This is a genomic window from uncultured Thiothrix sp. (genome assembly GCF_937873765.1).
Lineage (GTDB): Bacteria > Pseudomonadota > Gammaproteobacteria > Thiotrichales > Thiotrichaceae > Thiolinea.
Map to the genome: position 1 here is coordinate 70,735 of NZ_CALMZC010000052.1, position 21,996 is coordinate 92,730.

Annotated in this window: 23 protein-coding genes; 19 read left to right on the forward strand and 4 right to left on the reverse strand. The window is 43.8% G+C overall.

The genetic code is table 11. The features are described from left to right. The first annotated feature begins 309 nt into the window (after positions 1 to 309). From Q0307_RS15310 to Q0307_RS15380, 15 genes are all read left to right on the forward strand, one after another. Positions 310 to 765: a pilin gene (locus tag Q0307_RS15310; RefSeq protein ID WP_298661697.1), complete on the forward strand. Its 456-nt coding sequence runs from the start codon at positions 310 to 312 to the stop codon at positions 763 to 765. A gap of 72 nt (positions 766 to 837) precedes the next feature. After that, entirely contained in the window at positions 838 to 1,254 is a 417-nt protein-coding gene (locus tag Q0307_RS15315; RefSeq protein ID WP_298661698.1) for a pilin, read from the forward strand. Positions 1,255 to 1,264: 10 nt separating this feature from the next. Then, positions 1,265 to 3,241, forward strand: coding sequence for a hypothetical protein (locus Q0307_RS15320; RefSeq protein WP_298661699.1), 1,977 nt, complete (start codon positions 1,265 to 1,267; stop codon positions 3,239 to 3,241). Beyond that, a complete protein-coding gene (locus Q0307_RS15325; protein ID WP_298661700.1) occupies positions 3,204 to 4,145 on the forward strand; it encodes a glycosyltransferase family 2 protein in 942 nt (313 codons plus the stop codon). The genes Q0307_RS15320 and Q0307_RS15325 overlap by 38 nt, the downstream gene beginning before the upstream one ends. Further along, a complete protein-coding gene (locus tag Q0307_RS15330) occupies positions 4,146 to 5,393 on the forward strand; it encodes a glycosyltransferase family 4 protein (protein ID WP_298661701.1) in 1,248 nt (415 codons plus the stop codon). After that, entirely contained in the window at positions 5,383 to 6,249 is an 867-nt protein-coding gene (locus Q0307_RS15335; protein WP_298661703.1) for a glycosyltransferase family 2 protein, read from the forward strand. Before Q0307_RS15330 ends, Q0307_RS15335 begins: the two co-directional genes overlap by 11 nt. Before the next feature lie 11 nt (positions 6,250 to 6,260). Then, on the forward strand, positions 6,261 to 7,424 hold the full coding sequence (locus Q0307_RS15340) for a DegT/DnrJ/EryC1/StrS aminotransferase family protein (RefSeq protein ID WP_298661704.1): 1,164 nt from the start codon (positions 6,261 to 6,263) through the stop codon (positions 7,422 to 7,424). Then, on the forward strand, positions 7,411 to 8,124 hold the full coding sequence (locus tag Q0307_RS15345) for a WbqC family protein (protein WP_298661706.1): 714 nt from the start codon (positions 7,411 to 7,413) through the stop codon (positions 8,122 to 8,124). Before Q0307_RS15340 ends, Q0307_RS15345 begins: the two co-directional genes overlap by 14 nt. 3 nt (positions 8,125 to 8,127) lie before the next feature. After that, a complete protein-coding gene (locus Q0307_RS15350) occupies positions 8,128 to 9,090 on the forward strand; it encodes a hypothetical protein (RefSeq protein WP_298661707.1) in 963 nt (320 codons plus the stop codon). After that, positions 9,087 to 10,043, forward strand: a complete 957-nt coding sequence (locus tag Q0307_RS15355) for a hypothetical protein (RefSeq protein WP_298661708.1) — start codon at positions 9,087 to 9,089, stop codon at positions 10,041 to 10,043. Before Q0307_RS15350 ends, Q0307_RS15355 begins: the two co-directional genes overlap by 4 nt. Next, on the forward strand, positions 10,003 to 10,461 hold the full coding sequence (locus tag Q0307_RS15360; protein WP_298661709.1) for a GNAT family N-acetyltransferase: 459 nt from the start codon (positions 10,003 to 10,005) through the stop codon (positions 10,459 to 10,461). The genes Q0307_RS15355 and Q0307_RS15360 overlap by 41 nt, the downstream gene beginning before the upstream one ends. 13 nt (positions 10,462 to 10,474) lie before the next feature. After that, positions 10,475 to 11,224, forward strand: a complete 750-nt coding sequence (locus tag Q0307_RS15365; RefSeq protein ID WP_298661710.1) for a class I SAM-dependent methyltransferase — start codon at positions 10,475 to 10,477, stop codon at positions 11,222 to 11,224. A 6-nt stretch (positions 11,225 to 11,230) separates the two neighbouring features. After that, on the forward strand, positions 11,231 to 12,766 hold the full coding sequence (locus tag Q0307_RS15370) for an oligosaccharide flippase family protein (protein WP_298661711.1): 1,536 nt from the start codon (positions 11,231 to 11,233) through the stop codon (positions 12,764 to 12,766). Beyond that, a complete protein-coding gene (locus tag Q0307_RS15375) occupies positions 12,726 to 13,679 on the forward strand; it encodes a glycosyltransferase family 2 protein (protein WP_298661712.1) in 954 nt (317 codons plus the stop codon). Before Q0307_RS15370 ends, Q0307_RS15375 begins: the two co-directional genes overlap by 41 nt. A gap of 18 nt (positions 13,680 to 13,697) precedes the next feature. Next, positions 13,698 to 14,477 (forward strand): methyltransferase domain-containing protein, encoded by a 780-nt coding sequence (locus Q0307_RS15380; RefSeq protein ID WP_298661713.1) that lies wholly within the window; start codon positions 13,698 to 13,700, stop codon positions 14,475 to 14,477. A gap of 434 nt (positions 14,478 to 14,911) precedes the next feature. On the opposite strand, the gene Q0307_RS15385 is transcribed toward Q0307_RS15380, so the two are convergent. Beyond that, positions 14,912 to 15,892: a glycosyltransferase family 4 protein gene (locus Q0307_RS15385; RefSeq protein WP_298661714.1), complete on the reverse strand. Its 981-nt coding sequence runs from the start codon at positions 15,890 to 15,892 to the stop codon at positions 14,912 to 14,914. Next, on the reverse strand, positions 15,889 to 16,626 hold the full coding sequence (locus Q0307_RS15390) for a class I SAM-dependent methyltransferase (RefSeq protein WP_298661715.1): 738 nt from the start codon (positions 16,624 to 16,626) through the stop codon (positions 15,889 to 15,891). Before Q0307_RS15390 ends, Q0307_RS15385 begins: the two co-directional genes overlap by 4 nt. 357 nt (positions 16,627 to 16,983) lie before the next feature. Here Q0307_RS15390 and pilB point away from each other — a divergent pair, with 357 nt between their 5' ends. From pilB to Q0307_RS15410, 4 genes are all read left to right on the forward strand, one after another. Next, complete coding sequence (gene pilB / locus Q0307_RS15395) at positions 16,984 to 18,696, forward strand: type IV-A pilus assembly ATPase PilB (protein ID WP_298661716.1); 1,713 nt, start codon at positions 16,984 to 16,986, stop codon at positions 18,694 to 18,696. Positions 18,697 to 18,844: 148 nt separating this feature from the next. Next, positions 18,845 to 20,035 (forward strand): type II secretion system F family protein, encoded by a 1,191-nt coding sequence (locus Q0307_RS15400; RefSeq protein WP_366936783.1) that lies wholly within the window; start codon positions 18,845 to 18,847, stop codon positions 20,033 to 20,035. An 8-nt stretch (positions 20,036 to 20,043) separates the two neighbouring features. Then, positions 20,044 to 20,925 carry an A24 family peptidase gene (locus tag Q0307_RS15405; protein ID WP_298661718.1) on the forward strand — a complete coding sequence of 294 codons (882 nt, stop codon included), beginning with the start codon at positions 20,044 to 20,046 and terminating at the stop codon, positions 20,923 to 20,925. 10 nt (positions 20,926 to 20,935) lie between these two features. Then, positions 20,936 to 21,247 (forward strand): NGG1p interacting factor NIF3, encoded by a 312-nt coding sequence (locus tag Q0307_RS15410; RefSeq protein ID WP_298661719.1) that lies wholly within the window; start codon positions 20,936 to 20,938, stop codon positions 21,245 to 21,247. On the opposite strand, the gene Q0307_RS15415 is transcribed toward Q0307_RS15410, so the two are convergent. Both Q0307_RS15415 and Q0307_RS15420 read right to left on the reverse strand, forming a co-directional pair. After that, positions 21,240 to 21,566: a hypothetical protein gene (locus Q0307_RS15415; RefSeq protein WP_298661720.1), complete on the reverse strand. Its 327-nt coding sequence runs from the start codon at positions 21,564 to 21,566 to the stop codon at positions 21,240 to 21,242. The genes Q0307_RS15410 and Q0307_RS15415 overlap by 8 nt on opposite strands. Positions 21,567 to 21,702: 136 nt before the next feature. After that, on the reverse strand, positions 21,703 to 21,996 hold a 294-nt coding region (locus Q0307_RS15420), incomplete at its 5' end, for a hypothetical protein (RefSeq protein WP_298661722.1).

Genomic DNA, 21,996 nt, shown 5'->3' on the forward strand with positions numbered 1-21,996 from the left:
TCAACGGGTAAATTTTATCTGCGACCACGCTAAACATTAATCATTAATTTTGCAAAAAATAGAAAAACTGACAAAACTCATTAATTTTTGGCAAAAAAATTGACAGATTTAATTAAATTGTCAGTTTGTGACACAAAAAATTGTCAACTACTATTTGCACTCGATTAGAAAAAGTATAAAAATTAAATAAATCAAATACTTATTTTTATAAAATTGAATTGGCACAATCCCTGCAACGCAGTTGATGCCTAAGGCAAATAAAGATTCTTAATAAAAATTGATTTAAGACCAACAATAAGGAACTTAAAAATGTCCATGAAGAAAAAAGTACAAGCAGGCTTCACTTTAATAGAATTAATGATCGTCGTTGCAATCATCGGTATTTTAGCGGCCGTGGCACTACCTGCGTATCAAGACTACACCAAACGCTCCCATGTTTCTGAAGGTTTAACCTTAGCCGCCTCTTTAAAGCAAGCAGTTGCTGAATACCGTGCAGATAAGGGCGTATGGCCAGCTAGCAACTCTGAAGCAGGTGCTGCAATGCTTGCATCCATTACCGGTAACGCAGTTAAGTCTGTAGGTATTACTGCTGGTGGTGGTACTACAGCTCCAACTATCACGATAGTATTCAACACTAAAGTTGAAAACAATAATACGATAACGATGGCTCCTACCAATTCTGTAGGTGGTATGAAATGGAACTGCCATACAGGGACTGTCGCAAATAAATACCGTCCTGCAGCTTGTCGTACAGCTAACTTCTAATAAAAGCAATCGACTACGTAAATCAGGAGGAGTATTGACCTCCTGATTTTACATTTATAATAGGTGCACTGTATGGGGCTTAAAGGTTTTACGCTTGTTGAACTACTCATTGTTATTGCCATTATCGGGGTATTAAGTGTTATCGCGCTAACATCTTATCGCCTCTACACAGTTAGGGCACATGTAGCTGAGGGTATTTCAATAGTTACTAGTGCAAAATTTGCGATTTACGAATATAGATACCACTTTGGTCAATGGCCTGCCAACAACTCTTCCGCCCAATTGCCTCTTGCTACCTCTATTACAGGGAATGCTGTCCGTTCAGTCGCTATCAATAACGGTATTATTACAATTACCTATCGAACACAAGTTGGTAGTGGTCAAACTATTGTTTTCTCACCAACGATAGATAATATCGGTTCTGTTGAATGGCAATGTAACACCGGCAGTACGGTACCGGCGAAATATCGCCCGCAAAATTGTCGATAACAATAAAAACATGACAACAAGAATACATCAAATATTACTTCTAATCCTTTTTCCACTTGGCCTTTTCATAACTAGCTATTGTTATTGGATTGGTTTGGAAAGTGCTTTTTTATTTGATGATATTCCAAATATGAATACCATTGGTCGGTATGGATATTTAGAGGGTTGGCGCGACTTTGCTCTCTATATATTAGAAGGTAGTAGTGGACTATTAGGACGACCATTAAGCCTTGCAAGCTTTTATATAAATGATCAAGTATGGGAGGGTATGGATAAGGGTGACTTTAAATATACTAACCTAATGATACATCTTTTAAATGGCGTGTTGATTTTTTGGTTATTAGAACATTTACGACCCTATCTACAGTTAGCGAACGAGTGGAGTAGATGGCTACCCTTACTAGCCAGTTTCACTTGGTTAATTCATCCTCTGCATACTAATACAGTCCTTTATGCTGTACAGCGTATGACTGAGCTGAGTGCACTTTTTTCTTTATTAGGGTTAATTTGTTATGTGCATGCACGTGAGCTATTCAATAGCAAGCCCGTGCATGCTTGGTTGTGGTTAGTACTGGGTGGTGGTTTAAGTATTCTGCTGGCTCTTTTAAGTAAAGAAAACGGTGTTCTCACCATTGTTTATGTTTTAGTAATAGAATTTACTCTCATTAGAGCTCATACGCCGATTACTCCCAAACACCTGCCCAAGGCATTATTAATCTGCGCATGGTTTCCTACTTTTTTAATTTTTTTAATGTTATTAAAATCGGGATGGATTGATCAAACTGGACGTGCATTTAATACTATCGAACGCCTCATGAGCGAAGCTCGTATTTTATGGATCTATATAGATCATATCATGATTCCCAAGTATAGCGGTACCAGCTTACTGTATGACGATATTCAAATATCACGCAACCTGCTCTCACCTATAACAACCTTACCAGCAGTAGTAGGGATTCTTGCATTAGGAGTTTTCGCAGGATGGGCAAGAAAAACTGCACCCGTGTTATCTTTTGCAATTACATGGTTTTTTGCAGGTCACTTACTTGAGTCCACAACCGTTGCTTTAGAATTATATTTTGAACATCGTAACTATTTACCTCTACTGGGCTTTGTGTTCGCAGGTGTTTACTACACTTTATATGCTATACAGCATTCAACAAAACTTCGACTGATATTACCGGCCATTCTATTTACATATCTTGGCTTGATTGCTATTTCTACTCATCATATTGCTAAACGCTGGACAGATCCTGTTGAATTATTGACAGGCTGGTTAGAGCAACATCCTTACTCGCAACGCACTTTAGAGGGTTTAGATGCCGTTATCGGGGAACATATTCCTCTTGCTACCCGTCAACGATTATTAGCTGAACTTGAGCGTGTCGCCACTCAACAAACTAGTGCTTCCTATTTAGTATTTCGCAATCTGCGAATTGCCTGCCAGAATGGCTCAATAAGCTCTGCGCACTTACCACAAGCCTTAGCTAATTTAAATAAGCTCAGCTTTCTTGCACCACTGCCTAATGTCTTAGCCGAGTTTGTTCATACTTGGACTACTAATCACTGTGGCTCTATTAGTGCAGAACAAATGCTAACATTCTTAAATGAGTTTCGTCATATTGCCAATTTACAAAAAGGCGAAATGCCGCAAATCCTTCACTATTGGCAAGCAGAGGTTCATGTTCAGCAGGGTAATCTTGCCGAAGCCATGCAGCATTTTGATCAGGCGTATGCATTAGATAAAAACATTGACCTATTGTTGCTGCAAGCTTCTTACCTCATGTCAGCCGGGCTATATACAGAAGCAGATAGCAAACTTGCCAATGCGAAACAAGATTTCTGCACTCATTGGCGCAGTTGCCTAACGCTCAAATTGCGCCAACCTGACTTGGATAACCTGCGTAGTGCGTTGCAAGATAAATTAAAACAAGAAAAGGCAAACGATCATGCACAAACTGTCCATTATTCTGCCCGCCAAGAATGAAGCTGAAGGCTTAAAAAGTTTCCTGCCACGTTTGCGCAAACAGCAACCTCACGCAGAAATCATCGTGGTGAATGATGGGTCTACCGATAATACTGCAGAAATTTGCCTTGCTAACGGTGTGTTTATCGTCACTCATCCCTATAGCATGGGTAATGGTGCTGCCATCAAAAGTGGGGTACGTCATGCTACCGGCGATGTCTTAGTATTCATGGATGCCGACGGACAACATCAGCCCGAAGATATTCCCCGCCTGTTGGCACATATCGACAATGGCTATGACATGGCAGTGGGTGCGAGGGATGGCGATTCACAAGCCTCGAAAGCACGTGGTTTTGGTAACGCACTCTACAACCGCCTTGCAAGCTACATGACAGGGCATGAAATCAAGGATTTAACTTCTGGCTTTCGTGCTGCCAAAACACATAAATTCCGTGAATTTCTGCATCTGTTACCAAACGGCTTTTCTTACCCAACCACTTGTACTATGGCGTTTTTCCGTTCGGGTTACAGCGTGATTTACGAACCAATTACTGCCCCGAAACGTATCGGCAACAGCCATTTAAATGTAATGAAAGACGGTTTTCGTTTCCTGCTGATCATTTTTAAAATCGGTACCTTACACTCACCGTTGAAGTTGTTCCTGCCGATTAGTTTGAGCTTTTTCTTCACTGGCTTGGCGTATTACTTGTATACCTTAACCAGTGTCGGACGGTTTACTAACATGAGTGCCTTGCTGTTTAGCACTTCCACCATCATTTTCTTGATTGGTTTAGTATCGGAACAAATTACCAGTTTGATTTACAACCAAGCACATGAAGTCCAGCCATTGACGGGCGGCTCTGCCTTCGCACCAGAATTTTCCAACCACATTAACCCGACAGCATTAAGCAAACAGGTGGCATAAATGTTGGATGTAAACAAACCAACCTTACTTGTTACCACCTCCACCTTCCCGCGCTGGGAGGGGGATAGCGAGCCACGCTTTGTTTACGACCTCAGCCAACGTTTAACCACTGCATTTAATGTCGTCGTACTTGCCCCGCATGCAGCGGGGGCTGCTGACAAAGAAATTTGGCACGGAATGCATATTTATCGTTACCGTTACGCACCCTCAAAGCTAGAAACGCTTGCCTACGCGGGTGGAATCAGCGCAAATCTCAAGCAACACCGCTGGAAAGTGGCATTATTACCGCTGTTTTTCCTTGGGCAATGGTTGGCTTTACGTAAGCTGTTGAAACAGTACCCGATTACTAGCATTCACGCCCACTGGTTGATTCCACAAGGTTTAGTTGCCGCAGTAGCATTATGGGGTAAAACACAAGCCCCCAGCCTCGTTTGCACTTCGCATGGTGGTGATTTATTTGGCTTACGCGGCAGAATCAGCACCACCTTAAAGCGCTGGGTTGTTAGCCGTTGCCAAGCTTTAACGGTAGTAAGTCATGCCATGTTACCCGCGATGCACGCACTTACTGATACTAATCCGCCACCAATCAGTGTAATCCCCATGGGGACGGATTTAACTCATACCTTTATCCCCAACCCATACATCACACGTTTACCCAATTGCTTACTGTTTGTGGGTAGATTAGTGGAAAAAAAAGGGCTGACGTATTTGTTGCAAGCCTTCACCCAATTACTGCCAAACCAACCCGATTTGGAATTAGTTATTGTAGGTTCAGGGACATTGCAAGCCGAATTAATGGCGCAAGCAAAACAACTTGGCATTGCGCAACGCGTTGATTTCAAAGGAAGACTAACCCATCACGAATTAGTCGGATTATACCAAAGTGTAACCCTAGCCGTATTCCCCTTTATACAAGCCAAAGACGGCGATATGGAAGGTTTAGGCTTAGTCATGGTGGAAGCAATGGGTTGCGGCTGCCCAGTGATTGCCAGTGATTTGCCTGCGGTGCGTGATGTGATCCGGCACGGAGAAACAGGGTGGCTAGTTGAACCAGCGAATAGCTCCTGCCTCGGTTATGCCGTCCAGACCTTGCTCACGCAAACAGCAACCCGCCAACAGCTCAGCGTGCAAGCTCTGCAAACCGTGCAAAACACATTTGATTGGAAAACGATTAGCCAAAATTACCAGCATCTACTGAACAAACAAGCAAAGACCGCTACTGGAATGGAGGTTGCTCATGCCAACTAAAGCGCGGGTTTGTGGTCTGATGCTAGCTTATTTTAAAGCCGACATGACCTACCAATGCTTACAGACACTAGTAAATCAAGGCATTGAACGCATCATCTTGGTAGATAACTCAGCCAATGCAATCGAAAATCAGCGCACTCTAGCATTGGTAGAACACTTTCCTGCTGACTGGCTAAACGTCATTGCCTCACCAGAAAATCTAGGCTTTGCCAATGGCATCAATCTAGCTATCAAACATGCCCACAACCTCGGTGAGTGGGATTATTTTCTCGTATTAAATAATGATATTAAGGCACAAACGTATTTGGTCGCACAATTAACCGAGTATATGCAGCTAGACCCAGAAATAACCTTATTAGGTGTCAAGGCAAAGACAGGTAAGGGTACTCAAAGTGGACTATATTATCAACGCTTAACTGGATTAATGTTTGAAAAACCTACTATCGGAAGTTTTCAGGTGATTCCGGGGTATTGTTTAATGTTACGCGCTAATTTAATATCAAACACTCTATTTGACCCACGTTTTTTTATGTACGGTGAAGATGTAGAATTAAGCTGGCGTTTACAAAAACAAGGTATTCACATTTTAGATAAAGCTCTATTAACACACACACCATCTCAAAGCAGTCAGGAAGGCAGCTTCTTCTACGAATACCATATTAACCGTGGACATTGGTTATTAGTAAAAAATTTAGGAAGAAATGCTTTTGAACGCACATTGATGTATACCTTGCGCCTACCCTTATTAACCTTACGTGCCATATTAAGAAGTTGGCGCTTTCGCTGTTTTGTACCGTTGAAAGCCTTGCTATTGGTCAGTATAGCTTTACCAATTCGACCACCAATTAAGCATTAAGGGGACGAATTATGCAAACAAAAACTTACGTTACCCAGCCTTATTTACCACCGCTGGAAGAGTTTATTCCTTATCTACAACAGATTTGGGACAGTCATCAATTAACGAATGCAGGACCTTTTCATCAACAATTTGAGCAGGCATTAGCACAATACTTAGGTGTGCCATATGTTGCACTGTTTAGCAATGGCACGCTGGCATTATTAACCGCCCTACAAAGTCTACGTATTACGGGTGAAGTAATTACTACGCCATACTCGTTTGTAGCAACCTCGCATTCTTTACTCTGGAATGGTATTAAACCTGTTTTTGTGGATATTGAACCACACAGCTTTGGACTTGATCCTGATAAAATTGAAGCGGCTATTACCCCACAAACTACTGCCATCTTAGCAGTACATGTTTATGGTTTCCCAGCACAAGTAGAACGCATCCAGAAGATCGCCGACACTTACGGTTTAAAAGTCATTTATGATGCCGCTCATGCATTTGGAGTTAAACATCAAGGTGTACCGCTGGTGGGGAATGGTGATTTATCGGTATTAAGTTTTCATGCGACTAAAGTGTTTAATACTTTTGAAGGTGGTGCGATTATTTGCCCCGATGCAAAAACCAAGCAACGTATTGATTACCTGAAAAACTTTGGTTTCGCTGATGAAACTGTTGTCGTAGCAACAGGCATTAACGGTAAAATGAATGAATTTCAAGCAGCTCTAGGTATGTTGCAACTGAAACATATACAGCAATGTATTCAGCAACGTGAAATGGTGGATAAACTCTATCGTGAACAACTAGATATGATTCATGGTATTGAAATACCACCTATTTTACCAGAAACAACACACAACTACTCCTACTTCCCTATTCTAGTTAACAAGGACTATCCTTTATCACGAGATGAACTGTATTGGAAATTTCGTAAGAATGCTATTTTAGCGAGGCGTTATTTCTATCCCTTGATTAGCGAATTTCCCATGTATCGTGGTTTGCCTAGTGCGACTATGGCATATTTACCTATTGCCTTACATATTTCACGTCAAATTTTATGCTTACCCATTTATCCAGACTTGAGCAGAGAAAAACAACTAGAAGTTATCAATATTATTAGGCACCATGCCTATGATGCATCTAAAACCGAATCTACTAAAGATGCAAAAGACTATGCTATTGCCTAAACACACAGTTGCAATTATGCAACCATACTTACTACCGTATATTGGTTATTTCCAGCTAATTGCAGCAGTAGATACTTTTGTTATTTACGATAATATTAAATACACTAAAAAAGGTTGGATTAATCGTAATCGCTTCTTGCAAAACAATATAGATGTATTGTTTTCTTTGCCGTTAAAAAATGATTCCGATCAATTGCAGATATGTGAACGGGAGGTTGCAGACAATTTTCTAGCACATAAACTATTAAGACAGTTTGCAATGGCCTATCAGCGTGCCCCTTATTTCAATAAAGTCTATGCTTTATTGGAAATGATTTTTACGTATACAGAAAAAAACCTATTTAGCTTTTTATATCATTCAGTGATGCTAACCTGCCAATTTTTAGAAATTACAACACCCATACGGGTTTCGTCCTCTATAGCGATTGATCACACATTAAAATCACAAGACAAAGTGCTTGCATTATGTACAGCACTGAATGCTTCCCATTACATTAATGCAATTGGCGGGCAAACATTGTATACCAAAGAAGTCTTTGCGCAAAAAAACATTGCTCTATATTTTCTACAAACGAAACCTTTTGAATACTCACAATTTAATAATGCTTTTGTACCTTGGTTATCCATTATTGATGTATTAATGTTTAACTCGCCGGAAGTTATTCATAATACCTTCTTACCCCATTATGAGTTAGTGTGAACCATGTTTAGATGGAAAAAGTTGGGGTTGGTTTTTTCCCCACATATAATAAAGAATAGAGCATGGTTAACAGCATTTGCCCAAGCACCTGCAACGCTTGTTTTCGCTGATTATGTGCGCGTCTATTTTTCCTGCCGCCCACCCGCTGATGAAAAAGGGCAATACGTTAGCTATTCTGCCTATGTCGATTTAGATCGTGCCGATTTGCGCCAAGTGTTGCGTGTCAGCGAACAACCGATTTTAAGTTTAGGTGGGTTAGGCGAATTTGATGAATTCGGCACTTATCCTGTTTCAGTGATACGCAATGGCGATGAAATCCGTGCTTATTATGCAGGCTGGACACGCTGCGAATCCGTACCCTTTAACGTTGGTATTGGTTACGCCACTAGCCACGACAATGGCCTAACCTTCCAGAAATACGGGAATGGCCCCATCTTACCTTATAGCCTTGACGAGCCGTTTGTATTGAGTGGTCCCAAAATCCGCCGTTTCAACAACACGTGGTATCTGTTTTACATTGCAGGGCGGAGCTGGAAAAACGTTGAGGGACGACCTGAACCTGTCTACAAAATCCGCATGGCGACTTCCCAAGATGGCATAACTTGGCATAAGCATAACCAAGACCTGATTGAAAGCCGGATTGAAAAAGACGAAGCCCAAGCCAGCCCTGACGTGACTTACGCTAATGGCGAATACCATATGTTCTTTTCCTACCGTTACAGCGCAAATTACCGAGGGAAAACTTATGGCTACCGCATCGGCTACGCCTCCAGCACCAATCTCACCGATTGGGTGCGTGATGACAGCAAGGCAGGCATTGACGTTGCCACCGAAGGTTGGGATAGCGAAATGATCAGTTACCCTCACGTTTTGCACTTAGATGGCAAAACTTATTTGTTCTATCTGGGCAACCAAGTGGGGCGTGATGGTTTTGGGCTGGCAGAACTGGAAGGGGAACTGCGATGAAATGGCACAAACTAGGCAAAATCTTTGATCCCACTGCACACACCTTACCGAATGGCTGTGAGCAATTCGCACAGTCACCGCAAACCTTAGTTTTTGATGACTTTGTGCGCATTTACTTTTCCACCCGTGCCCGCGATAACAACGGCAAGTTTCTGAGCCATATCGCCTTTGTCGATTTTGCCCCTAATTTGCAGGACATTTTACGGGTATCCGAGCAAACAGTGATCCCGCTGGGGGAACTGGGTTGCTTCGATGAGCACGGCATTTTCCCGATGAATGTTTTACGCCATGACGGGAAAGTATACGGCTACACCTGTGGCTGGAACAGGCGGGTATCAGTGTCGGTCGATACCGCCATTGGTTTGGCGGTCAGCGATGATGACGGTTTGACCTTCCAACGCCTAGGAAAGGGTCCTGTGTTATCCGCTTCTGCCCATGAACCGTGTCTGGTGGGCGATGGCTTTGTGAAAGTCATCAATGGCATATTCCATATGTGGTATATCTTTGGCACAGGTTGGAAATGTTACGCACCGGATGCCGCCCCCGACCGGACTTACAAGATCGGGCACGCCATTTCCCACAACGGTATTGATTGGCAAAAAGAAGAAGCCAAACAAATCATTCCTGACAAACTCGGTATTGCCGAAAGCCAAGCCCTTCCCACTGTCATTGGCATCGCTGGCTGTTACCATATGTTCTTCTGCTACCGTGAATCGTTTGATTTCCGCAACAATACCAGCCGGGGCTACCGCATTGGCCACGCTTGGTCAGATGACCTCAAACACTGGGAACGTGACGATGAAAACCCACAGTTAATAACCAACGACGGGGACTGGGATTCTGCCATGCAATGTTACCCACACGTGTTTGAGTTCCAAGGCAAGGTTTACCTACTTTACAACGGCAATGAATTTGGGCGATACGGCTTTGGTTTGGCAGTACTGGAACAATAAGGCAACGGCAGCGGAACTGCTTGCCCACCTGCAACAATGTGATGCTGCATTTGTGGCGACATTAGTGCGACGCACCGATTTGCCTGCTTACGCTGATAAGCTGATGCGCTACGCCGAACGCTTTGAGGCGTGGACAGGCGGGCAACTAGCAGGCGTTGTTGCACTGTATTGCAACTCTACCCAAACCAGGCAAGCCTACATCAGCCATGTCAGCACCTTGCCCACATGGCAAGGGCAAGGCATGGCCAAGGCATTACTCCAGCGTGCTTACACTCATGCCCGCATGGTTGGTATGACCCACATCCAACTGGAAGTGGCAACGGACAACTTTGTAGCACTCCGACTTTACCAACAACAAGGGTTTGCCGCTACCGGACAAACTACCCATACCGGGCAGCACTTGCGCCTGACACTGTGAAGGGAGGGAAAACATGCAAAACCAACGTGATTACAACCTTGAGGGTCAAGACGCCCGTGAACACAAGTACGCTTACGGCTTCGACTTTGATGTCATGCACCCATATATGTTGCGTTCTTTCGAGCCGTTTTTTCGTCAGGGTAGTTTACTGGAATTGGGCAGTTACCAAGGGGATTTCACCGGCCGTTTCTTGCCCTATTTTGACGACATTACCTGTGTAGAAGCCTCTGACGAAGCCATTGGCATTGCCCAGAACCGTTTGGGCACGCAGGTGCAATTCATTAACGCTACCTTTGAAAAGGTCACATTACCCAAACGTTATGACAACATTGTACTAACCCACGTACTGGAACATCTGGATGACCCGGTACAGGTGCTCAAACGCATCAATGCGGAATGGCTGACGGAAAAGGGGAGGTTTTTCCTCGTTTGCCCCAATGCCAACGCTCCTTCACGCCAGATTGCAGTGAAAATGGGGTTGATTTCGCATAACACCGCCGTCACCCCTGCGGAAGCAGAACACGGGCATCGCTGCACTTATGCTTTAGACACATTGGAACGCGATGCCATTGCCGCAGGACTGAAAGTGATTCACCGTTCCGGCATTTTTTTCAAAGCCCTCGCCAATTTCCAATGGGATCGGTTATTGCAGACCGACATTATATCCCCCGCGTATCTGGAAGGGTGCTACCACTTGGGGCAACAGTACCCGGAATTGTGTTCCAGCATTTTTCTGCTGTGTGAAGCAGGTAAGCCACGCTAAACCACCATGTCACTGAAAGCCAACATCATAGCCTCGTACTTGAGCCAAACATACATCACGCTGGCAAGTGTAATGGTGTTGCCCTTGTATATCCGTTACATGGGTGCAGAAGCCTACGGTTTGGTGGGCTTTTTCACCCTGTTGCAAGTCTGGTTTGGTTTGTTGGATATGGGTCTAACACCAATGCTGGCACGGGAAACCGCTCGCTTTCACGGTGGGGGCATGGATATATTGGCTTATCGCCAATTGGTCAGGGCGTTGGAAGGGGTGTTTATCCTGTCTGCAGTGGGTGGTGGTTTACTCCTGTTCGTTGGAGCTGGTTACATTGCACAACATTGGTTGCAAACCAACGCCTTACCCTTACAACAAGTGGAAACCGCCATCCAACTGATGGCTATCACTATTGCAGTGCGTTGGCTGGGTGGGGTTTACCGCAGCACCTTGAGTGGCGCGGAACGACTCGTGGAACTCAGTCTGTTTAACGCAATCATTGCCACCTTGCGTACCGTTGGAGTATTGCCCATGCTGCTATGGGTGGATGCCAGTCCATTAGCGTTTTTCCTATTTCAATTAGTTGTCACTGCACTGGAAACGATAGGGTTGTGGCTTTACGCCTACCGTTGTTTGCCACGCATTGCCCCACTGCAACACTTGGGTTGGAGATTTTCCCCACTGAAAAACGTGTATCGCTTTTCGCTAGGCATTGCCTTTGCCTCACTGGTTTGGGTGCTCATCACCCAAGTGGACAAATTGCTTTTGTCACACCTGCTTCCACTAGCAGATTACGGCTATTTCACCTTGGCAGTTTTGGTTGCCAGCAGCGTAACTTTACTCAGCACCCCCATTAGTACTGCTCTATTACCGCGCTTGGCAAAACTGGACGCTGAAGGTAACGGCAACACATTACTCCAGCTTTACCGCCAAACCACGCAATGGGTGACACTGTTGGCAAGCAGTGCGGCAGTGACATTGGCATTGTGTGCCGAACCCTTACTCGAACTTTGGACAGGGAATACCCAATTAGCACAACAAGCCGCACCGATCTTGCGTTTGTACGCAGTAGGCAACAGCATTTTAGCAGTATGTGCCTTCCCCTATTACCTGCAATACGCCAAAGGCGATTTGCGGCTGCACCTGATTGGTAATGCCTTGTTCATTGTGTTGCTTGTGCCTGCCACCGTGTTGTCAACATTGCACTTTGGGGCTATTGGGGCGGGGTATGCGTGGCTGGCAAGCAATCTCATCAGCTTTTTACTGTGGTTGCCTTTTATTCATCGTCGGTTTGCCCCCGGTTTGCACTGGGGTTGGGTGGGGCAAGACATTTTCCCTATTCTATCTGCGGCTGCCTTAGCGGGTTATGGGATGCAATGGCTATTACCGCACAACAGCACAGCATGGGTTCAGCTTGCAGAAACCTTGCTCATCGGATTATCCGCGCTATTGGCAGGCATAACCGCATCCACTGACCTGCGCACACGCATAACAACGAAGTATAAACTCTATGGCGCAACCACTGATTTCTGTTTGCATCGTCACTTATAACCACCAAGCCTACATTGCCGATTGCCTGATGGGGGTATTGGGGCAATGGGGTGATTTCCGACTGGACATTATTGTGGGCGACGATGCATCCAGCGATGCCACTACCGCCATTGTGCAAGCCATTGCAGAACAATATCCCGGTATTATCCGTTTATTTACCCATCCCCAAAATGTGGGGCCTTCACAAAACCTGCACTTCACCATCGCCCAAGCCCACGGCGATTTCATTGCCCATCTGGATGGGGACGATTTTTGGTTGCCGGGTAAGCTACAGGCACAATTGGCATTCCTGCAAACTCATTTGGACTGCCCCGCGTGTTATACCAATGCCATGGCAATTACCCATGAAAAAATCGCAGTGGGCTATTTTAACCCGCACTTACCGGAACGGATAGATTTAGCCCATCTATTGCAAGCTGGTAATTTCTTGAACAACAGTTCCATGTTGTACCGAGCAACCTACCGTATGCCACTACTTGCCCTCGCTGACCAATTGATTGATTACCGCATCCATCTGAGTTTTGCCCAACATGGGGCAATCGGCTTCCTCAACGCCGTTTTAACAGCATACCGCACCAATAGCACTGCTTCACAAATGACCACAATGCGTAGCCAAGTGTTAAAGCTTTACGTCGATGCTTTACTGGCAATGGAAACCCATACCGATCCTGCTATGTTCAAAGCTGCAATTCAAGCCTTTTATCGTGTGTACTTTCTCAACTTGTACCTCAACTACGATGCCGTTACCCGAACCCACGTATTGACGCAATTGCAGGCACATTATCCACTACACTGGACAGAGGTTGTGTTTGGAGTTCTACCCTTCACGTTTTGGTCGGAACTCAAGGGTTGGCTTTATAAAAAAACTATCGGTCGTCAATTGCGTTTTTTACAACGCAACGGCACGAACTGATTACCTAGAGGCATCACCATGAAGCTATCTGCCCAAAAAATTATCCGCCTCAGCAAGCGCTATGCTATGTTGGCTTCACCCTTAAAAACCAAGCAATGTTGCCTGTGTGGGCATAAGGTTGCAGGTTTCCTCGCCCATGCCGGTGGCTGGAAAAAAGCCCCCCAACTGATGACCGCACTCAAAATGGTGGGCAGTGACATTGACCATTTCGCCTGTCCAGTGTGTTATTCCCATGACCGCGAACGACACCAATGGCTTTACTGGCAGGCAGCAGGTTTGCTGCCACGGATGCACGGGGCGCATATCCTGCATTTCGCTCCGGAACAACACTTGGCACAACGTGTTGCCGCACAACAACCAGCAACTTATATCAAGGCAGATTTATACCCTAACGCTGCCGATATCCAGAAAGTGGATCTGCTCCAGATGCCATTTACAGATGACCAGTTTAACTTCCTGATTGCCAACCACGTCATGGAACATGTGGCTAATGTCAGCCAAGCTCTTGCTGAAATCTGGCGGGTCTTGAAACCGGGTGGTTGGGCAATCCTGCAAACACCGTATTGCGCCACCTTGCAACACACATGGGAAGATGCAGGCATCCAGTCTACTACACAACGGCTTGCCGCTTACGGGCAAGAAGATCATGTACGTTTATTTGGACAAGACATTTTTACCCGTATTGAGGCTATCGGTTTTTCATCCTTGGTAACGACACATAATGAACTATTACCTAACACATCCTCTAAAAAATACGGTGTAAACCTAAATGAACCCTTCATGTTATTTAGAAAATGACGGAATAAAATAGCTTTGATGGTTTACGATTAATTAGTACACTTTTAGTTTTATAATAGGCCATCAACTTGCACTGTTCGGCAGGTTTGAAATAGGTGCAATTGCTGATCATTCTTTTGGCAAAGCTGGCTTATATATTTTTCTATTAATGCATATCTTTCTAACCTAAGCTAGGAGCATAATCTAAACCTATTTTTTTATTCAGACGTTTTTTGATAATAATTCCTATAATTAATAAACTAGGTATTTTAGTGCTCTTTCTTATGGAGCTTACCTCTATATGTGGTCAACACAACAACTTTACATATATTATTTAGGCATAATGATTAACTATAGTTTAATACTGATACTATCAATAATTATAACACTAATGATAGTATCATATTCGGGACAGCTCATTGAAAAGAAGTACATTCAGTTAAAATCTCGCACCTTTAAATCATACAACTTAAAAACAAGTGATGATATTTTGAAATCATTCGTGCTAAAGTAAAATTTTCTTCAACACTTGTACGATTAAACTCTCCCATTTGCTGGCATAATTGCGGATTATCCGCCAATGTTTGCACTGCATTGGCAAATGCCTCTACATCACCTAAAGGACACAACAAACCGCCTTGCCCATGCGTTACCACTTCTGGCAACGCCGAACTGTCAGTTGCTACCACAGGTAAACCACATGCCATTGCCTCGACTGCGGCTAACCCAAAACCTTCACGCACGGTCGGAAAAAGTAAAATATCCATGTCGCGATACAAATCAGGCATATTTTCATGCGTAATACGACCTAATGGACGCAAGCGGGGATGTGCAAGCAATTCTCCTTTCTCACGTAAACCAGAGGTATAATAAATAACAACGCGCTCATCCAAACGTTGAATAATCGGTAAAAGCCAATGCGCTCCTTTACGTCGTGTTAAATTCCCGCTAAATAAAACTTTAATTTCCTTACCTACATGACGTTTTTTAGGGATAAAGCGCTGCTCATCTACGCCATTGTAAATTATTTTAATTTGCTTTTTTATTTTCAAATCTCGTTGAGCTAAATCAGCCGTAAATTGACTTACTGCAGTAATAACTGTGGCCTTTTTTACTGCTGCTTCATATAACCAACGCAGATCAGTACATCCATGAATTTTTTGTAAGCCACTACTGTAAGGATGCAATGCTTTATCAATGGCATAACCATGAAATGTCACCACTAGTGGAGTATCTTTACGTGTATGAAAGATGGCTGAGTCTGGCAGCGCATGTATTAATTTTGCTGGAAAACTTCGCCCTAATGGATAAAACGCAGGTGGGAAAAAACTACGTTTCGGTGAGCATGCTACTACATGGTAGTTAGGTAAATGCCTTGCTAAAGTTGAATGCACAACAAAGGCTCCGCTACCATAAGGTATTGGGCTAACAATCATTTCTCTAAAACCATAAAGTAACCCAAAGGAAAGTTTTTAGCTGTTATATTTCTTATTTTTTGACCCCATTTTGTTCTACCAAATCCAATAGCTATTTTTTGAAACAAAGTCGCAAAAAATACTCCACCGAACGGAATAAATTGCAAGTGTTTAGAAGTTATATCTACTAGAACATCAATAGACCCACCAGATCTATCAAGTTGAATAATGTTTAAATTAGCTTGCTCAGCAAAGCGACGTAATGCAAACTCCGTATAACGATAATAATCATGTGGGGATTCATGTAAACAATAGAAAAAAGGTACATTCAGTATAATTCGCCCACCTTTACTTAAAACCCTACTCATTTCATGAAATAGTTTGAGGGGTTCAGGAATATGTTCTAAAACATCAGAGAGCAGAATAGTATCGAATTTTTCATCTGGAAATGGTAAGGTCTTAGTTAAATCGTGAGCAATATCCAAATAAGTAGACCCATGCAATGACCCTCCCCAATCTACACAAGTATTATCCACAATATATGTTTGGTACATACCGAAAAAGGGCACATTACCACACCCCAAATCCAGTAACTGCCCTTTTGCATAAACAACCAAGTGATTGGCATACCACATTGCTGTTAGGTCAGCAACTAAACGCGACCCGATAGCCAGTTGTTGAGGATTTCTCGAAGCTCGCCATTGCCCATGATGGAATTCGAACTTAGTGGGTATCCAGTTATTTTTATTCTTCAATTTATAGACCGCTTATCAGTTCAAGCTTTGATAGACAGACAATAAGCTTGTCGCCCTAGTGTGCTTATTGATACTATTTATATGGGCATAGTATAACATCAAAAAATAATTTTGTGGAATAACAAAAATGAAGCCACTCAACCACTTTGTAATTGCTGTTCTTGGACTTGGCTATGTAGGTTTGCCTTTAGCAGCCGAGTTTGGTAAGTACTATCCGACCATTGGTTTTGATATCAATGCTTAACGTATTGGTGAGCTTCAATCTGGACGGGATCTTAGCTGTTTTTTTCTTAATCACTAACTTAGTATTCCCTATTAATGACTTTTAATTAAAATAATAACAAATCACCATATCTCATGAGCGCACCCAATATCCAACTTCCGGGCTATGTCAAGCAACTGGTCAATGCAGGCAAGTTGGAGATAGGTGTTGCTGAAAAGACCGTGAAAAAAGCTCATGCTGATAAAATTTCCGTGATGGAGTGGTTATTTCATCAGCAGCTCGTCTCGGCCAAAGATCTAGCACGCGCTGCGAGTAATGAGTATGGCATCAGTGTCGTTGACCTTGATGCGATCGATATCCGACCTACAGTGATTGACCTCATTTCTGATGAGCAAAAGCAAAGATTACATTTGCTGCCAATTTATCGCTATGGCAACCACCTAATCGTCGCTTTAGCCGATCCTATTTATCTTCCAAACCTAGATGATGTTAAGTTTGCAACTAATCTCAGGCCAGAACCGGTATTCGTTGAGTTTGATAAACTACAGATTTATCTAGCCAATGGTGGGGGATTTAACGGTAGTGCATCCCCTATGCAATCCGGCATGGCAGTATCGAGTGAAGCAATTACTCAAAATATTGCTTTAGACACTCGTGACATCAAAAAGCAGGAGGCTGAAGGCGAAGAAGTTGAGATTATCTCGTTTGTGGATAAATTATTAGCACATGCGATCAACTCTAAAGTTTCCGACATCCATATCGAGCCTTATGAGAAAAATCTGCGAATACGTTATCGAGTGGATGGCATTTTAAAAGTTATTGCGACACCACCAATTGGTATTGCCTCACAGCTTACCTCGCGCTTAAAAGTCTTAGCGCGGATGAATATTTCTGAGCGGCGTGTGCCCCAAGATGGACGGATTCGCTTTGCCTTAAATGAAAAAAAGAACATCGACTTCCGTGTGAATACTTTGCCGACGATTTATGGCGAAAAGGTCGTTATGCGGATCCTCGATTCGGATAGTGCCACGATAGGGGTTGAGAAATTAGGTTTCGATCCAAAACAGCAAGCCGACTTCGTGAATGCTTTGAATAAACCGGATGGAATGGTGCTAGTCACAGGCCCCACCGGTAGTGGTAAAACGGTTACACTCTACACAGGTCTTGGGATGTTAAATACGCCAGAGACGAATATTTCAACAGCAGAAGACCCCGCTGAGATTAATATGCCGGGGGTGAACCAAGTTAATGTGAATCCCAAAGTCGGCCTCACCTTCGCAGAAGCCTTGCGTGCATTCTTGCGGCAAGACCCTGACATCATCATGGTGGGGGAGATTCGTGACCTTGAAACTGCAGAAATCTCCATTAAAGCCGCACAGACAGGACACTTGGTTTTATCCACTTTGCATACGAATAGTGCTCCAGAAACACTAACTCGTTTGCTGAATATGGGCGTACCACCCTTTAATATTGCGTCCTCCGTGCATCTCATTATTGCCCAACGCCTAGCCCGGCGCTTATGTGAAAAATGCAAACAACCATCTAATGTCCCTGTAGATATTTTGCGCAGCTTTGGCTTTAAAGAAGAAGAGATAGGTAAATTTATCGTCTATGAAGCCATCGGTTGCTCGGCTTGCTCACAAGGTTATAAAGGTCGCGTTGGTATTTATCAAGTCATGCCCATTTCACCTGCCATGGGACGGATGGTCATGGATGGTTGTAATTCGATGGATTTAGCCGATCAGGCTCAAAAAGAAAATATTCTTGATTTACGCCAGTCAGGTTTAACTAAAGTTAAACAAGGGATTACCTCTCTGGCTGAAATCGAACGTGTCACTAAAGATTAGTCATTCCGCTCATCCGGCTGTTCCAAAGTACAGGCATGAATACTGCTATAGTTGGGTTCAACGATTATAACAATAAATGAGATGACGAAAGCTTATGGCTAGCCCACGTAATCCAACTGCTGCTAAAACACCCAGTGCTGTAGACGGCATGCAAACCTTTAAATGGGAGGGTGTCAATCGTAATGGCGTTAAAATCAAAGGCGAAACTCAAGCGACCAATGCTAACTGGTTAAGAGCTACTCTACGCCGTCAAGGGATTAACCCAGGGCGTATCGTTAAAAAACCGAAACCCTTATTTAAACCCAGTATTAAACCCGCTGATATTGCCCATTTTGCGCGCCAGATGACGACTATGATGAAATCGGGTGTGCCAATGGTGCAATCCTTACAAATGGTAGGCGGCGGTGGCGATAATGCGGCGATGCATGATTTAATTAAAAAAATTATTCAGGATATTGAGTCTGGCTCTAGTTTCGGTACAGCCTTGAGTAAACAGCCACAATATTTTGACCGCTTATTTGTGAACTTGGTTAAAGCGGGTGAGCAGGCTGGTACTTTAGAAACCATGCTGGATAAGGTGGCTACCTATAAAGAAAAAACTGAGGCACTAAAAGGCAAAATTAAAAAGGCGGTCATGTACCCAGTTATCGTCATTGTGGCGGCAGTGATAGTGTCATCCATCATGTTAATTTGGGTTATTCCACAGTTCAAAGAAGTCTTCAGTAGCTTTGGAGCCGATTTGCCCGCGTTTACTTTAATGGTGATTGCCATGTCCGAGTGGCTACAAGCCTATTGGTGGATACCGTTAGTCACTATGGCAATTGCAGGTTATGCGTTTACGACTGCACTAAAACGCTCAACCAAATTTCAACGAATGATCGATAGGCTGATTCTAAAAATCCCTATTATTGGCAATATTATTAACTTATCTTCCATTGCACGCTTCTGTCGCACTTTATCTACGATGTTTTCGGCTGGTGTACCTTTAGTTGAGTCGATGGATTCAGTAGCCGGCAGTACAGGCAATAGCTTATATTACGATGCCACTATGCGCATGAAAGCCGACACAGCTCAGGGTCTACAATTGAACGTTGCAATGCAAACCACGCAAATTTTCCCAAATATGGTGGTACAGATGACCCGCATCGGCGAAGAATCAGGACGTTTAGAAGAAATGCTAGGCAAAGCGGCTGATTATTATGAAGAACAAGTCGATGATTTAGTCGATACACTTTCAAAACAGATTGAACCACTGATCATGGCTGTGTTAGGTGTTGTGGTTGGCGGCTTGGTAGTAGCCATGTATCTGCCAATTTTCAAACTAGGGGCGGTGGTCTAAGCAATATTATGGAATTAATTCACTTGCTAGCAACCAGTAGTACTTGGCTACTGGTCTGTGTAGGACTGATTTCACTGCTAATTGGTAGTTTTCTGAATGTGGTGATTTACCGTCTACCTGTCATGATGGAGCGGGAATGGAAACAAGAATGTGCGGAGTATTTAGGGGGTGATCAAGCGGTAGTCAGTACCGATACGGGCTCCTTTAATTTAGTAGTGCCCCGCTCTCAATGCCCCGTATGTGGGCATAAAATTACTTCTTGGGAAAATATTCCAGTCATTAGCTATTTAATGTTAGGTGGAAAATGCGCAGGTTGTCGCACACCGATTTCTATGCAGTATCCACTGGTGGAAATAGCCACTGCACTTTTGTCACTGCTCGTTGCCTATCAATATGGATTTAGTTGGCAGACCTTAGGTTTATTATTTTTTACTTGGACTCTAGTTGCGCTCTTTATGATTGATGCGCAAACCATGCTGTTGCCAGACGCCCTCACTTACCCCCTGCTTTGGGCTGGTATTTTATTGAATATGAATGGCTGGTTTGTACCACTCACGGATAGTGTGTTGGGCGCTGTATTTGGCTATTTGTCCTTATGGAGTATTTATCATTTTTTTAAACTCCTGACTGGTAAAGAAGGTATGGGCTATGGTGACTTCAAGTTATTAGCTGCTTTAGGGGCTTGGGGTGGTTGGCAGATTTTACCTTTTGTAGTGTTCGCCTCTTCTGCATTCGGCGCACTTTTCGGGATTGCTTGGATGATCATCAAACGCAATGGCCAAAGCCTACCAATGCCTTTTGGCCCTTGGCTAGCAATGGCCGGTTTTGTGGCCATGATATGGTATGAAGAGCTCCTGCGCTTTACGAGTCAGTTTTTAGCTCCACATTGATCAATCTACTATGTATCAATTGATTTTTTATGTCCCGGAAACGCATAAGGAATTAGTGAAGGCCGCTGTGTTTGCTGCAGGTGCAGGCCAGATTGGCAATTATGACCAATGCGCTTGGGAATGCTTAGGCACGGGTCAATTTAGGCCTTTAGCAGGCAGCAACCCGTTTTTAGGGCAGGAAAATCATTTGCATTTAGTCGATGAATATCGTGTTGAACTTATCTGCGCTGATGAATACATTCACTCTGCTCTACAAGCACTGCGGCATAGCCATCCTTATGAAGAACCTGCCTACACTGTCTTTCCGATTAATACTATTTAGGCTTTAAATCTGGCCAAAAAGGCAAGGCTCTCCCTTGAGTGCTCTGTGAGACATGGTAAGGAAGTTGAAGTGATACTTGAGACAAGCTGCGTTGTTTAAGCCAAGCCCACTGTTTCAAGACTCGATGCTTGGCAAAATTCTGTTGCTGTAGTTTAGACTGATAATAAGGTTCTAAAATAGCGCGGCTATCGGCAGGACTTGTGAGCCTTTGATTATAATACCATTGATCAGTAGCAGCATATGCCTGTGCACAAAAGAAGAGAACTAACAGCAGACTGCCTACATAAGCAGTCTGCTTGCTGTAAATTGTAGTCATCATTAGACTTTCTCAAATATTGAATCTAGTCTGTTGATAACACAGTTTAGCAAACTTGGCTAGAATTTAGCACGCTTGACATGCTGGGTACTAACACAGGAGCTGGCTTGCCAACCACTACAGTTTCCTTGGACTTTAATCATATGACCAAAACTACCCTGGACACCTTGTAAGCCTTTGCTGCCATAAGCACCTTTACCGCCACTATGACCATCATGTCCTTCATGATCACCATCATGGCTATTCCCATCATTGCCCTTGTCACCACCCTGTCCACCGTGATCGCCAGCGCCGTGGCCTCCTCCATACCCTCCATGTCCATCCATCCCCTTGTCACCTCCGTGACCACCGCCTCCGTGACCACCGCCTCCGTGACCACCTCCGTGACCACCTCCGTGACCACCTCCGTGACCACCTCCGTGACCACCTCCGT

Coding starts and splice junctions, on each gene's coding strand:
- Q0307_RS15385 (WP_298661714.1), bottom strand. CDS start 15,892: ATGATTGTTAGCCCAATACCTTATGGTAGCGGAGCCTTTGTTGTGCAT.
- Q0307_RS15340 (WP_298661704.1), top strand. CDS start 6,261: ATGCAAACAAAAACTTACGTTACCCAGCCTTATTTACCACCGCTGGAA.
- Q0307_RS15345 (WP_298661706.1), top strand. CDS start 7,411: ATGCTATTGCCTAAACACACAGTTGCAATTATGCAACCATACTTACTA.
- Q0307_RS15310 (WP_298661697.1), top strand. CDS start 310: ATGTCCATGAAGAAAAAAGTACAAGCAGGCTTCACTTTAATAGAATTA.
- Q0307_RS15370 (WP_298661711.1), top strand. CDS start 11,231: ATGTCACTGAAAGCCAACATCATAGCCTCGTACTTGAGCCAAACATAC.
- Q0307_RS15405 (WP_298661718.1), top strand. CDS start 20,044: ATGGAATTAATTCACTTGCTAGCAACCAGTAGTACTTGGCTACTGGTC.
- Q0307_RS15315 (WP_298661698.1), top strand. CDS start 838: ATGGGGCTTAAAGGTTTTACGCTTGTTGAACTACTCATTGTTATTGCC.
- pilB (WP_298661716.1), top strand. CDS start 16,984: ATGAGCGCACCCAATATCCAACTTCCGGGCTATGTCAAGCAACTGGTC.
- Q0307_RS15410 (WP_298661719.1), top strand. CDS start 20,936: ATGTATCAATTGATTTTTTATGTCCCGGAAACGCATAAGGAATTAGTG.
- Q0307_RS15400 (WP_366936783.1), top strand. CDS start 18,845: ATGCAAACCTTTAAATGGGAGGGTGTCAATCGTAATGGCGTTAAAATC.
- Q0307_RS15335 (WP_298661703.1), top strand. CDS start 5,383: ATGCCAACTAAAGCGCGGGTTTGTGGTCTGATGCTAGCTTATTTTAAA.
- Q0307_RS15375 (WP_298661712.1), top strand. CDS start 12,726: ATGGCGCAACCACTGATTTCTGTTTGCATCGTCACTTATAACCACCAA.
- Q0307_RS15415 (WP_298661720.1), bottom strand. CDS start 21,566: ATGATGACTACAATTTACAGCAAGCAGACTGCTTATGTAGGCAGTCTG.
- Q0307_RS15380 (WP_298661713.1), top strand. CDS start 13,698: ATGAAGCTATCTGCCCAAAAAATTATCCGCCTCAGCAAGCGCTATGCT.
- Q0307_RS15320 (WP_298661699.1), top strand. CDS start 1,265: ATGACAACAAGAATACATCAAATATTACTTCTAATCCTTTTTCCACTT.
- Q0307_RS15330 (WP_298661701.1), top strand. CDS start 4,146: ATGTTGGATGTAAACAAACCAACCTTACTTGTTACCACCTCCACCTTC.
- Q0307_RS15350 (WP_298661707.1), top strand. CDS start 8,128: ATGTTTAGATGGAAAAAGTTGGGGTTGGTTTTTTCCCCACATATAATA.
- Q0307_RS15325 (WP_298661700.1), top strand. CDS start 3,204: ATGCACAAACTGTCCATTATTCTGCCCGCCAAGAATGAAGCTGAAGGC.
- Q0307_RS15365 (WP_298661710.1), top strand. CDS start 10,475: ATGCAAAACCAACGTGATTACAACCTTGAGGGTCAAGACGCCCGTGAA.
- Q0307_RS15355 (WP_298661708.1), top strand. CDS start 9,087: ATGAAATGGCACAAACTAGGCAAAATCTTTGATCCCACTGCACACACC.